Origin of the sequence: Altererythrobacter sp., from assembly GCF_050299635.1 — a bacterium.
Taxonomy (GTDB): Bacteria; Pseudomonadota; Alphaproteobacteria; order Sphingomonadales; family Sphingomonadaceae; genus Erythrobacter.
Genome location: NZ_JBNKWF010000002.1, coordinates 17,079 through 31,161 on the forward strand (window position 1 = coordinate 17,079; position 14,083 = coordinate 31,161).

The 14,083-nt window shown below is 61.4% G+C and carries 9 protein-coding genes; 4 read left to right on the plus strand and 5 right to left on the minus strand.

From position 1 onward, the window contains the following. Nucleotides 1–17: 17 nt before the first annotated feature. A complete protein-coding gene (locus tag ACQY6C_RS01050) occupies nt 18–332 on the plus strand; it encodes a hypothetical protein (protein ID WP_427963727.1) in 315 nt (104 codons plus the stop codon). A 48-nt stretch (nt 333–380) separates the two neighbouring features. Here the strand turns inward: ACQY6C_RS01050 and ACQY6C_RS01055 are convergent, their stop codons facing one another. The 5 genes from ACQY6C_RS01055 to rpoB all read right to left on the minus strand — a co-directional run bounded on the left by ACQY6C_RS01055 (nt 381) and on the right by rpoB (nt 11,579). After that, on the minus strand, nt 381–677 hold the full coding sequence (locus tag ACQY6C_RS01055; RefSeq protein WP_427963729.1) for a PilZ domain-containing protein: 297 nt from the start codon (nt 675–677) through the stop codon (nt 381–383). 212 nt (nt 678–889) lie between these two features. Then, entirely contained in the window at nt 890–2,239 is a 1,350-nt protein-coding gene (gene gltX, locus ACQY6C_RS01060) for a glutamate--tRNA ligase (protein ID WP_427963731.1), read from the minus strand. A 115-nt stretch (nt 2,240–2,354) separates the two neighbouring features. Beyond that, nucleotides 2,355–2,711 carry a DNA-directed RNA polymerase subunit beta' gene (locus ACQY6C_RS01065; RefSeq protein WP_427963733.1) on the minus strand — a complete coding sequence of 119 codons (357 nt, stop codon included), beginning with the start codon at nt 2,709–2,711 and terminating at the stop codon, nt 2,355–2,357. 329 nt (nt 2,712–3,040) lie between these two features. After that, nucleotides 3,041–7,333 carry a DNA-directed RNA polymerase subunit beta' gene (rpoC, locus tag ACQY6C_RS01070; RefSeq protein WP_427963735.1) on the minus strand — a complete coding sequence of 1,431 codons (4,293 nt, stop codon included), beginning with the start codon at nt 7,331–7,333 and terminating at the stop codon, nt 3,041–3,043. Between the two features lie 64 nt (nt 7,334–7,397). After that, nucleotides 7,398–11,579, minus strand: a complete 4,182-nt coding sequence (gene rpoB, locus ACQY6C_RS01075) for a DNA-directed RNA polymerase subunit beta (protein WP_427963737.1) — start codon at nt 11,577–11,579, stop codon at nt 7,398–7,400. A 20-nt stretch (nt 11,580–11,599) separates the two neighbouring features. Between rpoB and ACQY6C_RS01080 the strand changes: the two genes are divergently transcribed. The 3 genes from ACQY6C_RS01080 to ACQY6C_RS01090 all read left to right on the plus strand — a co-directional run bounded on the left by ACQY6C_RS01080 (nt 11,600) and on the right by ACQY6C_RS01090 (nt 14,067). Next, on the plus strand, nt 11,600–11,803 hold the full coding sequence (locus ACQY6C_RS01080; RefSeq protein WP_427963739.1) for a hypothetical protein: 204 nt from the start codon (nt 11,600–11,602) through the stop codon (nt 11,801–11,803). 183 nt (nt 11,804–11,986) lie between these two features. Continuing rightward, nucleotides 11,987–13,033 (plus strand): metallophosphoesterase, encoded by a 1,047-nt coding sequence (locus tag ACQY6C_RS01085; protein WP_427963741.1) that lies wholly within the window; start codon nt 11,987–11,989, stop codon nt 13,031–13,033. Beyond that, nucleotides 13,030–14,067 carry a hypothetical protein gene (locus tag ACQY6C_RS01090; RefSeq protein ID WP_427963743.1) on the plus strand — a complete coding sequence of 346 codons (1,038 nt, stop codon included), beginning with the start codon at nt 13,030–13,032 and terminating at the stop codon, nt 14,065–14,067. Before ACQY6C_RS01085 ends, ACQY6C_RS01090 begins: the two co-directional genes overlap by 4 nt. Nucleotides 14,068–14,083 lie beyond the last annotated feature (16 nt).

Here is a 14,083-nt window from a genome sequence, read left to right on the forward strand (position 1 = left end):
GCATGCATAATTAGGTGATGAAGAAAGTTGCAGGAACCAGTTTCGGCCTAATCGCCGTTTTTGCGATGACCGCCATTTATCTGGAATATAGGGGGCTCGTAATTGTCCACGATGAAACAGGCATGGCATCCAATGCTCGACTAACAAATGCGGAGGAAAAGCAGGCGCTTTCGGTGCTTCCGTTAGGTTATTTTGTTGGCATCCCCTCGTTAGAGGGCGGAATTGAAGTGCTGTGTTCCGACGGTTCAAGGGCTCGCGGAGGTTACGTGACACCACACGCACGCACTGTTGTGACTGTAAAAGGCCATGGAACCTGCTCAACGATGTCGTAGCAATGTCCGTTTTCCACCCACTTGCGGACGTTCGCTACAGAAACGCCCTCAGGCCGCCTGCTGCATCTGTTCCTGGATATGCACCAGCGTCGGCTCGTAGAGCATCTCGTCGAAAGCTACGCCCGCTCGCTCGTCCTCGATCCACACCACCTTGGCCGAGCGATAGCCCAGCGTCGGCATCTTGATCGTGATGTGTTCTTCCGGCTGGACCGACCAGCCGCGCGAATCGAGCATGCATCCGCCGAGCGAAATGTCGAGAATGTCGAGCACCATCTTGCGTCCCGAACGATAGCGGCACTCGGCCTGCGGGCGTTCGTTTCCGTCCAGGTTTGCGCCATAGCTCATCGATCCGGTTCCTTTCCAGCGGGCGACTGTCCTTGCTTTCGAACTTGTAGCCCAAGACACTTGCCAGCATCGTTACGAGCATGGCGGATTTGGAGTTTACGGCCGAGGTTGAAGCCTGAAGTTGAATCTTAGGGTTAATCTGTAAAGATTCGGTGATGAGGGGGCCGATCTGGCCGTTAACGGCCAATTGCCCATCCTACCCCGCGCGCGGCCTAGCCATGTGCTGCGCGTTCGAGCCGCGCGCGCACTTCTCCCTCGCCGATCAGCGGCAGCAGTTCCTTCATATCCGGCCCGTGGTCCATGCCGGTGAGCGCCTGGCGCAGAGGGAGGAACAGCGGCTTGCCGTTGCGGCCCGTGGCCTCTTTCAACGCATTGGTGAGGCCATGCCACGGGTCATCGCCCCATGTGAGAAGGCGCGCGGCCTCGGCCAGAAAGCTCCTGTCCTCGGCAGAGAAGTCCATCCGGTCGATCGGCCCTGTGACGAGCCGCCACCACTCGCCCGCCTCATGCACAGTGGCAAGATTGGGCCGCACGGCATGCCAGCCCGCCTCGTCCATGCCATGCGGCAGGCGGTGCTGCACATCGGCGAATTCCATCTGGTGGACGATGGCGGTGTTGAGCCGGTCCAGTTCCGCATCGTCGAACTTGGCCGGTGCACGCCCGAAGGTGGAAAGTTCGAATGTTTCGAGCAATGCGGCGCGATCGGTAATCGGTTCGACGGCAAGCGAAGTGCCCAGCCGCGCGAGCAACGCGACCAACGCTTCAGGCTCGATTCCCTTCTCGCGGAACGCATCGCAACCAAGCGAGCCGAGCCGCTTGGAGAGCTTGCCTTCACGCCCCACCAGCAGTGCTTCGTGAGCAAAATTTGGCAGGTTTTGCTGCACGCCCACGCCTGCAGCAAAAAGTGCGGTAAACATCTGAATTTGCACTGCAGTATTGGAAACGTGATCCTCGCCGCGCAACACGTCGGTTATGCCCATCTCGACGTCGTCCACAGCGCTCGGCAGCATATAGAGCCATGAACCATCTGCCCGGCGAATGACCGGATCGGAAAGCTGCGCGGGATCGAATTTCTGCGGGCCGCGTACACCGTCTTCCCATTCGATCGTCTCGTCGTGGTCGAGCTTGAAGCGCCAGTGCGGCGCAATGCCCTCCGCCTCTTTCGCGGCACGCTGCGCATCGCTGAGCTCCAGCGCAGCGCGGTCATAGATCGGCGGCAGACCGCGTCCGAGCAGCACCTTGCGCCGCAACTCCAGCTCCTGCGCGGTCTCATAAGCGGGATAGACCCGCCCAGCCTCCTTCAAGGCCGCAAAGGCTGCTTCGTAATGGTCGAGCCGCTGCGACTGGCGTTCCTCGCCATCCGGCTCGATCCCGAGCCATGCAAGATCGCCGCGGATGTCCTCGACATATTCCTCGCGCGAACGTTCCGCATCGGTGTCGTCGATCCGCAGCAGGAAACGCCCGCCTTCCTTTTTGGCAAGCATCCAGTTGTGGAGCGCGGTACGGATATTGCCGACGTGAAGGCGCCCGGTGGGCGAAGGGGCGAAACGGGTGGTGGTCATGTGCGCCCCTATAGGCGCTATTCGGCAGGATTGAAGTATTTGCGTGCGAAGGTTCATCGCAATGAGCGGCGACGCGCCCCTTGCCCGTGCCGTATCGAAGCTGTCCTGGACTGGTTCAAGCCATGTCGGCCCCCGCGAGCCGCACCGCCGCCTGCCACAGGCGCTCATGCCGGTCGTAGCGGACGAGACCGTCGATCTCTGCAGAGAACTCATCCCGGTCACATAGCGAGGCGGCGGCGACCATGCGGGCAAGCGTAGTCTCGTCGTAACCGAGCATCTGGCAACACGGCGCCCCGACACGGATCGGTTCTGGCCAGCACCGCGAACAGAGCTGCGCAAACTCGATAGCGAGGCTGGCAACGGTCAGGCTACCAAGGCGCACCGCGAGGAAGGGGAAGGGATCCTGCGCGGCCCGGTCATGACGAGCGATGACGCGCAAAGCGAAGACAAAGCGTGCGGAGACAGGCGGCACTTGGTCTATCCGCGAGGGTCGGGCCAGCCGCACGATCCAATCTCGGTCGCGCCCATGGATTTCGGAACGCCCGGTTCCAGCCTTGCTTCCCGGAGTATTATCCGCCGTGAAGCCATGACGCCTTTGCCTGGGCCTATCCATTGCCGTTCTCTCGCGCTTTGATCCATTTCGCTTTTGTTAGATTAATTGCGACTGCTTCGCAATAGCATAAATGGCGTTGGCAGTGCTTCCTTTTCCGCCGAAACAACATTTCCGGCAAAACAAAACCCCGCCGGAGCGCGACGCTCCAGCGGGGCTCTCTTTTCGTCAGCCTGCGTGAGGCTTGGCGATTATTCGGCGGTTTCCGCAGCGCTGGCCCCGGAACCACCCATGGCAGCCTTCATCGCTTCTTCCGAAGGGATGGCGTCAGCTTCGGGCTCAGGCTCGGTAGCGTTCGCAGCAGCGAGCGCATCCTGCTGCTTCTTCCACTGCGCGCGCAGCGCAGCGTCGCGGCTGGAGGCGGTGACGCGCATCCGGTTCATGCCCGCGCCGGTACCGGCGGGGATGAGACGGCCCACGATCACGTTTTCCTTCAGCCCGATCAGCGTGTCCTTCTTCCCTTCGACCGCCGCCTGCGTCAGCACGCGGGTGGTTTCCTGGAACGAAGCGGCCGAGATGAAGCTGCGGGTCTGCAGCGAAGCCTTGGTAATGCCGAGCAGGATCGGCGTGCCGGTGGCAGGCGCCTTGCCCTTGCCCAGCTTGGCATTGGCTTCGTCCATCTCTTCGCGATCGACCTGCTCGCCCGGAAGCAGCACAGTATCGCCGCCATCGGTGATCTCGACCTTCTGCAGCATCTGGCGAACGATCACCTCGATGTGCTTGTCGTTGATCTTCACGCCCTGCAAGCGATAGACTTCCTGGATTTCGTTGACGAGATATTCGGCCAGCGCCTCGATCCCGAGAACTTCCAGAATGTCATGCGGATTGGGACTGCCGGAGATGAGCGTATCGCCCTTCTTCACGAAGTCGCCTTCCTGCACGTCGATCACCTTGGTCTTGGGGATCAGGTATTCGACGCGATCACCCTCCTCGGGAACGATCGCGATCTTGCGCTTGGCCTTGTACTCGCGGACGAACTCGATCTTGCCCGAAATCTTGGCGATGATCGCATTGTCCTTGGGCAGGCGCGCTTCGAACAGCTCGGCAACACGCGGCAGACCGCCGGTGATGTCGCGCGTCTTGGCGGCTTCGCGCGAAGCACGGGCGAGAATGTCACCCGCCTGCACTTCCTGGCCGTCCTCGACAGAGAGCGTGGTGCCCGGAGCCAGCATGTAGCGCGCAGCCTCGGTCTCATCACCCTTCTTGTCCGTCTCGTCACCCAGCAGGGTGAGGCGCGGGCGAAGGTCTTCCTTCTTCTTGCGGCCGGTCGCACGGTTCTCGGTGACGACGCGCTGGGCGATGCCGGTGGCTTCGTCCGAACGCTCTTCCATCGTCGTGCCGTCGAGCAGGTCCTGATAGCGGACCACACCGCTGGTTTCAGTGATGATCGGCAGGGTGAACGGATCCCACTCGGCCAGGCGATCGCCTTCCTTCACCTTGGCGCCATCCTTGTGCATCAGGACGGTACCGTAAGGCACCTTGTGGATTTCACGCTCGCGCCCTTCGGCGTCGATCACCGCCAGCTCGCCATTGCGGGCGAGCGAGAGGATACGGCCCTTCTTGTCGGTGATGGTCGGCATGTCGCGATATTCGACCTTGCCGTCCGACACCGCTTCGAGGTGCGAGGTTTCGTTGAGCTGCGCCGCACCGCCGATGTGGAAGGTCCGCATCGTCAGCTGCGTGCCAGGCTCACCGATCGACTGCGCCGCGATGACGCCGACAGCCTCACCGATATTCACCGGCGTACCGCGTGCGAGGTCACGGCCATAGCAGGTCGCGCAAACGCCCTGTTCGGCTTCGCAGATCAGCGGGCTGCGGATCTTGGCCGACTGGACTTCGGCTTCCTCGATGTCCTTGACCATGGCTTCGTCCACCAGCGTGCCAGCCTTGACGATCACTTCACCGGTGGCGGCATTCATGATGTCTTCCGCCACGGTGCGACCAAGGATGCGCTCGCCAAGCGACGCGATCACCGAACCGCCCTGAACGATGGCGCGCATTTCCAGCGCGTTATCGGTCTTGCAGTCCTCTTCCACGATCACGCAGTCCTGCGACACGTCGACCAGGCGGCGGGTCAGGTAACCTGAGTTCGCCGTCTTGAGCGCGGTGTCGGCCAGACCCTTGCGGGCGCCGTGGGTGGAGTTGAAGTATTCAAGGACGGTCAGGCCTTCCTTGAAGTTCGAGATGATCGGGGTCTCGATGATCTCGCCCGACGGCTTGGCCATGAGGCCGCGCATACCGGCGAGCTGTTTCATCTGCGTCGGGCTACCACGTGCGCCGGAGTGGCTCATCATGTAGATCGAGTTGATCTGGCCCTGCTTGCCGTCATCGCCAATCGGCTGCGAGCGGATTTCTTCCATCATGGCGTCAGCCACCTGGTCACCGCAGCGGCTCCAGGCGTCGATCACCTTGTTGTACTTTTCCTGCTGGGTGATCAGGCCATCCTGATACTGCTGCTCGTAATCGGCAACCAGAGCCTTGGTCTGATCGACCAGTTCCACCTTCGAATCCGGAATGATCATGTCATCCTTGCCGAAGGAAATGCCGGCACGGAACGCGTGGCGGAAGCCCAGCACCATGATCGCGTCAGCGAACAGCACGGTGTCCTTCTGGCCGGTGTGGCGATAGACCTCGTCGATCACGTCGCCGATGTCCTTCTTGGTCAGCAGGCGATTGACGATGTCGAAGGGCACCTTGTGGTTCTTCGGCAGACACTCACCGATCAGCATGCGGCCCGGCGTGGTGACGAAGCGCTGCATCGACACATTGCCGTCCTCATCGGCCTGCGGAACGCGGGCGATGACGCGGGTGTGCAGGGTGACAGCCTTGGTCTCGAGCGCCTGGTGCACTTCGGCCATGTCGGAGAAGCGCGGCAGCTTCTCGATCTTGGTGCCGTCCTTCTCCTCGATGAACTCGGGAGTCTTCTCCTGGCGTTCCATCGAGAGATAATAGAGGCCCAGCACCATGTCCTGCGAAGGCACGATGATCGGCTTGCCGTTGGCGGGCGAGAGGATGTTGTTGGTCGACATCATCAGCACGCGCGCTTCCAGCTGCGCCTCGAGGCTCAGCGGGACGTGCACGGCCATCTGGTCACCGTCAAAGTCGGCGTTGAAGGCCGAGCAGACCAGCGGGTGAAGCTGGATCGCCTTGCCTTCGATCAGCACCGGCTCGAACGCCTGGATGCCCAGGCGGTGGAGCGTCGGCGCGCGGTTGAGCAGCACGGGATGCTCGCGGATCACCTCGTCGAGGATGTCCCAGACTTCCTTGCGTTCCTTCTCGACCCACTTCTTGGCCTGCTTGAGGGTCATCGAAAGACCCTTGGCGTCCAGGCGGGCGTAGATGAACGGCTTGAACAGCTCGAGCGCCATCTTCTTGGGCAGGCCGCACTGGTGCAGCTTGAGTTCCGGCCCGGTCACGATGACCGAACGGCCCGAATAGTCGACGCGCTTGCCGAGCAGGTTCTGGCGGAAACGGCCCTGCTTGCCCTTGAGCATGTCGCTGAGCGATTTCAGCGGACGCTTGTTGGCACCGGTGATCACGCGGCCGCGGCGGCCATTGTCGAACAGCGCATCGACGGCTTCCTGCAGCATGCGCTTTTCGTTGCGGACGATGATGTCCGGCGCGCGCAGCTCGATCAGGCGCTTCAAGCGGTTGTTACGGTTGATGACGCGGCGATAGAGATCGTTGAGATCGGACGTCGCGAAACGGCCGCCGTCCAGCGGAACCAGCGGGCGCAGCTCGGGCGGAATCACGGGGATCACTTCGAGGATCATCCATTCGGGGCGATTGCCCGAATCGATGAAGCTCTCGACGACCTTCAGTCGCTTGATGATCTTCTTGGGCTTGAGCGTGGACTTGGTGGTCGCGAGCTCTTCCAGCAGATCCTCGCGCTCCTGCTCGAGGTCGAGATCCATCAGCATGATCTTGACCGCTTCGGCACCGATCCCGGCGCTGAAGCTGTCCTCGCCATATTCGTCCTGCGCTTCGAGCAGTTCGTCTTCCGTGAGCAGCTGGAACTTCTCAAGCGGCGTCAGGCCCGGTTCTGTAACGATGTAGCTCTCGAAATAGAGCACACGCTCGAGCTGCTTGAGCTGCATGTCAAGCAGCAGGCCGATGCGCGACGGCAGCGACTTGAGGAACCAGATATGCGCAACCGGCGCGGCCAGTTCGATGTGCCCCATGCGCTCGCGGCGGACCTTGGTCACGGTCACTTCGACGCCGCACTTCTCGCACACGACGCCCTTGTACTTCATGCGCTTGTACTTGCCGCACAGGCACTCGTAGTCCTTCACCGGGCCGAAGATGCGCGCACAGAACAACCCGTCACGCTCGGGCTTGAACGTGCGGTAGTTGATCGTCTCGGGCTTCTTGATCTCGCCGAACGACCACGAGCGGATACGCTCGGGCGAAGCGATCCCGATCTGGATCTGGTCGAAGGTTTCCGGCTTTGCGAGCTGGTTGGTGAATTTGGTCAGTTCGTTCATTTTTCAAATCCCATACGGGTGAAATCTTTGGGCGAATGGAGCGGGGGCCTGAGGCCCGCCGCCCTTATTCAGCCGCCTCCGGCCATTCGTCCTCTTCGCCTTCCTCGCCGTCGCTAAGCGACTTGAGTTCGACATTGAGGCCCAGGCTGCGCATTTCCTTGACGAGCACGTTGAAGCTCTCCGGAATGCCGGCTTCGAAGGTGTCGTCACCCTTGACGATCGCTTCGTAGACCTTGGTCCGGCCGACCACGTCATCCGACTTGACGGTGAGCATTTCCTGCAAGGTGTAGGCAGCGCCATATGCCTGCAGTGCCCAGACCTCCATTTCACCGAAGCGCTGGCCACCGAACTGCGCCTTGCCGCCCAGTGGCTGCTGGGTGACGAGCGAGTAAGGGCCGATCGAACGGGCGTGGATCTTGTCGTCAACCAGGTGGTGGAGCTTCAGCATGTAGATGTAGCCCACGGTCACCTTGCGGTCGAAGGCATCGCCGGTGCGCCCGTCATAGAGCGTTACCTGGCCCGAACCGTCGAGACCCGCCTTTTCGAGCATGGTCGTGACATCGCCTTCGCGCGCGCCGTCGAACACCGGAGTGCCCATCGGAACGCCGTTGGTGAGATTGCCGGCCAGTTCCACGATCTCGCCAGCCGAACGGGCATCGATCTCGTCATGGTACTGCTCGCCGTAAACCTCCTTGAGCTTCTCGGCGACGGCCTTGGGCGGCTTGGCCGCTTCGGGATCCGGATTTGCCTCACGCCATTCCTCCAGCGCAGCGGTCACCTGCTGGCCGAGGCCACGCGCCGCCATGCCCAGATGCGTCTCGAAGATCTGCCCCACGTTCATGCGCGAAGGCACGCCCAGCGGGTTGAGCACGATATCGACATGGGTGCCGTCTTCGAGGAACGGCATGTCTTCGCACGGCAGAATCCGCGAGATGACACCCTTGTTCCCGTGGCGACCGGCCATCTTGTCGCCCGGCTGCAGCTTGCGCTTCACCGCGACGAAGACCTTGACCATCTTGAGCACGCCCGGAGCCAGTTCGTCACCGCGCTCGAGCTTTTCCTTGCGGTCTTCGAACTTCTCTTCGATGCCCTTGACGGCTTCGTCATACTGGCTCTTGACCGCTTCGATCTGAGCCTGACGCTTGTCGTCTGCCACCGCGAACTTGAACCATTCGTGGCGCTCGACACCCTCGATCAGTTCCTCGTCGATCGTAACGCCCTTCTTCACGCCCTTGGGCGCAGCCGAAGCCGTCTGCCCCAGCAGCATGTCGCGCAGGCGGTTGTAGGTTGCACGGTTGAGGATGGCGCGTTCGTCTTCGCTGTCCTTGCGCAGACGCTCGATTTCCTCGTGCTGGATCGCGCGCGTACGGTCATCGATCTCGATGCCGTGGCGGTTGAACACGCGCACTTCCACGATCGTGCCGGCCACGCCCGGAGGCAGGCGAAGCGAAGTGTCGCGCACGTCGCTGGCCTTTTCGCCGAAGATCGCACGGAGGAGCTTCTCTTCCGGCGTCATCGGGCTTTCGCCCTTCGGCGTGATCTTGCCGACCAGGATATCGCCCGGGTGCACTTCGGCACCGATATAGACGATGCCCGCTTCGTCGAGATTGCGCAGCGCTTCCTCGCCGACATTCGGGATATCGCGGGTGATGTCTTCCGGGCCCAGCTTGGTATCGCGAGCCATGACCTCGAATTCCTCGATATGGATCGAGGTGAACACGTCATCCTTCACGATGCGTTCGGAGATCAGGATCGAGTCCTCATAGTTATAGCCGTTCCAGGGCATGAAGGCGACGAGGCTGTTCTTGCCCAGCGCCAGCTCGCCCAGGTCGGTCGAAGGGCCGTCGGCGATGATATCACCCGGCTCGACGACTTCGCCCACCTTCACCAGCGGACGCTGGTTGATGCAGGTGTTCTGGTTCGAACGCTGGAACTTCTGCAGCGTGTAGATATCGACGCCCGACTGGCCGGGTTCGACATCGCCAATCGCACGGATCACGATACGGGTCGCGTCCACCTGGTCGACGATACCGCCGCGAGTGGCAGCGATCGCGGCACCCGAATCGCGCGCCACGGTCTCTTCCATACCGGTGCCGACAAACGGCGCCTCGGCCTTAACCAAAGGCACCGCCTGGCGCTGCATGTTCGAGCCCATCAGGGCGCGGTTGGCGTCATCGTTTTCCAGGAACGGAATCAGCGACGCGGCGACCGAGACGAGCTGCTTGGGCGAAACGTCCATCAGCGTGATCTGTTCGCGCGGGGCCATGAAGTAGTCACCGTTCTGGCGTGCGGAGACGAACTCTTCGACAAAGTGCCCCTTGTCATCGAGCTCGGCCGAAGCCTGCGCCACGGTATGCTTCTGCTCTTCCATCGCCGAGAGGTAGATCACTTCGCTGGTGACCTGGTTGTTCTCGACCTTGCGGTAAGGCGTTTCGATGAAGCCGTATTTGTTCACCCGGCTGAAGCTGGCGAGCGAGTTGATCAGGCCGATGTTCGGGCCTTCAGGCGTCTCGATCGGGCAGATACGGCCATAGTGCGTCGGATGAACGTCGCGCACTTCGAAGCCGGCGCGCTCGCGGGTAAGGCCGCCCGGGCCAAGCGCCGAAACGCGGCGCTTGTGGGTGACTTCCGAAAGCGGGTTGGTCTGGTCCATGAACTGCGAAAGCTGCGAAGAACCGAAGAACTCGCGCACTGCGGCGACAGCCGGCTTGGCGTTGATGAGATCGTTCGGCATCACGGTCGAGACGTCGACCGAGCTCATGCGTTCCTTCACCGCGCGCTCCATGCGCAGCAGGCCGACGCGGTACTGGTTTTCCAGCAGCTCGCCCACCGAGCGGACACGGCGGTTGCCGAGGTTGTCGATGTCGTCAACTTCGCCCTTGCCGTCCTTCAGGCCGACCAGTTCCTTCACCACCGCCAGGATATCTTCCTTGCGCAGCGTGGTGACGGTGTCTTCGGCATCGAGGCCAAGACGCATGTTGAGCTTTACGCGGCCAACCGCGGAAAGGTCATAACGCTCGCTGTCGAAGAACAGGCCTTCGAACAGGGCTTCTGCGGTTTCCTTCGTCGGCGGTTCGCCCGGACGCATGACCTTGTAGATCGCTTCGAGGCCTTCGTCGCGATTTTCGGCCTTGTCGACCTTCAACGTGTTGCGGATCCACGGGCCAGTATTGATCTCGTCGATGTCGAGCAGCTCGAGCTTGTCGATACCGGCAGCGTCAAGCGCCTCGAGATTCTCGGGCGAAACTTCATCGCCGGCTTCGATGTAGATGCGACCGGTCTTCTCGTCGATCAGATCATTGGCTGCATAGTGGCCGAAGATTTCCTCGGTCGGGAGCAGCAGGTCCTTGAGGCCATCCTTGGCCGCCTTGTTGGCAGCGCGCGGCGAAATCTTCTGACCGGCGGGGAACACTTCTTCGCCCGTCTTGGCATCGACCAGCGCGAAGGCCGGCTTCTGGCCGCGCCACGTCTCGGCCACGAAGGGGATCTTCCACCCGTCCTTGGCGCGCTCCCACGAAACGGTGTCGTAGAAGAAGTGGAGGATTTCCTCGCTGTCCAGGCCCAGCGCATAGAGCAGCGCGGTAACCGGCAGCTTGCGCTTGCGGTCGATACGGACGTTGACGATGTCCTTGGCGTCGAATTCGAAATCGAGCCACGAGCCGCGATAGGGAATGACGCGCGCGGCGAACAGCAGCTTGCCCGAAGAGTGGGTCTTGCCGCGATCATGGTCGAACAGCACACCCGGCGAACGGTGCATCTGCGACACAATCACGCGCTCTGTGCCGTTGATGAAGAAGGTGCCGTTCTCCGTCATGAGCGGCATGTCGCCCATGTAAACGTCCTGCTCCTTGATATCGAGCACGGAGCGGGTTTCGGTTTCCTGGTCCACTTCGAACACGATCAGGCGCAGCGTGACCTTCATCGGGGCGGCATAGGTGATGCCGCGCTGGCGGCATTCGGTCACGTCGTATTTCGGCGGCTCAAGCTCGTAATGCACGAAGTCGAGTTCGGCGGTGCCGGCGAAGTCGCGGATCGGGAAAACCGAACGCAGTGTCTTCTCCAGGCCGGAAACATAGCCCGTTTCCTTGTCCGAGCGCAGGAACTGCTCATAGCTTTCGCGCTGAACCTCGATCAGATTCGGCATCTGCACCACTTCGTGGATGTCGCCGAAGATCTTGCGGATACGCCTTTTCGCCGTACCCGAAGCCTTGCTATTGCCCTTGGGGGACTTCGCCTTGGTTGCCATGTGAGAGAAACGCCTCTTGCTTGTCTGCCGGACCGCTGGTGCAGGCCGGTGCCGTGAACATTCATGTCACGCGTATGAAATGGCTCCATATCCGGCGCATGGTACCGGAACGCGAAAAGGCCGCAGCGATGCACATGGCCAACCCGGCCAGGCTGCTGCAGCTATTCAAGCGTCGCGAATATGGAACCCGCCGCTTCCATTCCCAGACCAATTCCCGCGCATGAATCGGCCTTGCTCGAAGCGAGCGGTTGACGGCCATATAGGATTGAGGACAGCACGTGTCAAACGCCCAAGGGCACCCAGAGGGCAGCCCGACAATGGGCGGCGGACGGCTTGCCTGCGTATATGCTATAGGGCCTCTGTCCGATCGGGGAGTTGCAATGGTGCATGGGCCTCTACGATTCTTGATGGTTCTCGTGTTTGCGCTGTTCGGGGCAAGCTCTGCCGCAAGCAGTCATAGTCGCGTCGAAACACCATCGCGGGTCATCGCGGTTGGCGATCTGCATGGCGATTTCGAAGCATGGCGAAACATCCTGCTGGCGTCGGGACTGGCCGATAGCGAGGGCGAATGGACTGGAGGCGACGCAGTGCTGGTCCAGATGGGCGACATAGCCGATCGCGGGCCGGATTCGCTCAAGATCATCCGCGATTTGCAGCGGCTTGAGAAAACTGCCCCAGTATCCGGCGGTCGAGTCATTGTCTTGCTGGGCAATCATGAAGCGATGAACGTCATTGGCGATCTGCGCTACGTGCATCCGGGCGAGTATGTGGCCTTTACGGACAAGCGCTCGAAGCGCAGGCGCGAAGCCACCTGGCGCGCCAATCGCGAGGCTATCGAAGCGGCCTATGCTGCGCTCGATCCGCCTCTCGACGCAGATCAAGCCAAGGCACGCTGGTTCGCTGAAACTCCGTTGGGAATGCTCGAGCATCGCCGCGCATGGAAGCCGGGCGGCGAGTTGGGCCTATGGGCCGCACAGCTCCCGGCAATCGTGCGGATTTCAGGCGTGCTTTTCGCGCACGGCGGTTTGAGCATCGAAAGGTCGACTGAATCCATCGACGCGATCAATGCCCGCATCCGCGCCGCGATGGAGCCGGGTGAAGCGATCGATCGCAGCGTGATCGAAGACCCGCTCGGTCCGCTCTGGTACCGCGGAAATCTCTTGCGTCCTGCCGCGGACGATATGCGTATGCCTATCGAGGAAGAACTGGCGCAGATCCTCGCGCACTTTGGAGCTCAGCGCCTGGTCGTGGCGCATACGCCATCGCTGAAAGGGATCACGGAAAGCGCCGGTGGCCGGCTGATCCGGATCGATACCGGCATTTCCCGATACTATGGCGGGCCGCAAAGCTATCTCGAACTGATCGGCACGCGCGCCATCGCTCACACACGCGATGGGGACGGTGAATGGCAAAGCCGGGAATTGGCCGCTGCGTCATTGGAAGCGGCGCAATGAAGCGCCTTGCCTCTTTTGTCCTTGCATGGATTTTCGCCTGTGGACCGGTGCAGGCGCAGGATGATCGCGGCAAAGTGACTCCGCTCTTTGCCGAATCCAACCCGGTCGAGCTCACGATAAAGGGCCCGATCAGGCAGATAGCTCGCTCGGCGGAACGCTCGACCGAGCCTCGCAAGGCCAGAATTGAAGCCGCTGGAGAAGTGCACGATATCGAGCTTTCGGCACGCGGAGTTTCTCGACGCAAACGGGAAAACTGCCGGTTCCCGCCACTGCGGATCGCCTTTCCAGCGAAGACCGGCAAGGCTTCCCTCTTCCACAAGCAGAGCCGCATCAAGCTCGTCACCCATTGCCGCAACCAAGGGAGTTTCGACCAGGTGGTGCTGCGCGAATACGCCGCCTACCGCATCTACAATGTCATTACGCCAGAAAGCCTGAAGGTCAGGTTGGCCCGCATCACCTATGTCGACGGCGACCAGGTGATTGCCTCCCGCCCCGGTTTCTTCATCGAGGATGCTGACGATGCAGCGCGCCGCCTTGGCAGCAAGGAGGTCGACATTGGAAGCATCCCTTCGAGCGCGCTTGAACCCGAAGACGCTGCCCGATTTGCCCTTTTCCAATATATGATCGGAAATACGGACTGGGCCATGATCACCGGGCCCGATCCGGCCGACTGCTGCCACAATGCAAAGCTTTTGGGTGAGCGCAAGGACGCACGTGCCAGCTTGACCCCTGTGCCTTATGATTTCGACAATTCCGGCCTGGTCGGCGCGCCCTATGCGGCACCCAACCCGATCCTGAAGGTCAAGTCCATCAAGACGCGCGTCTATCGGGGGTTCTGTCGCCACAACTCCCATGTCCAGGCGACGTCCGACCGATTCCGAGCACTATGGCCTGCCATCGAAGCGGAGATCCGCGCCGTCCCTGATCTGGACGCCAGGTCCGTCCAGACCATGCTGAACTATCTTGGAGGATTCTATCGGGATGTGGAGGACAGAGGCGCAGTTGAAAGGAACATACTCGGGCGCTGCCGCTGACTCACGGCTACTTTCG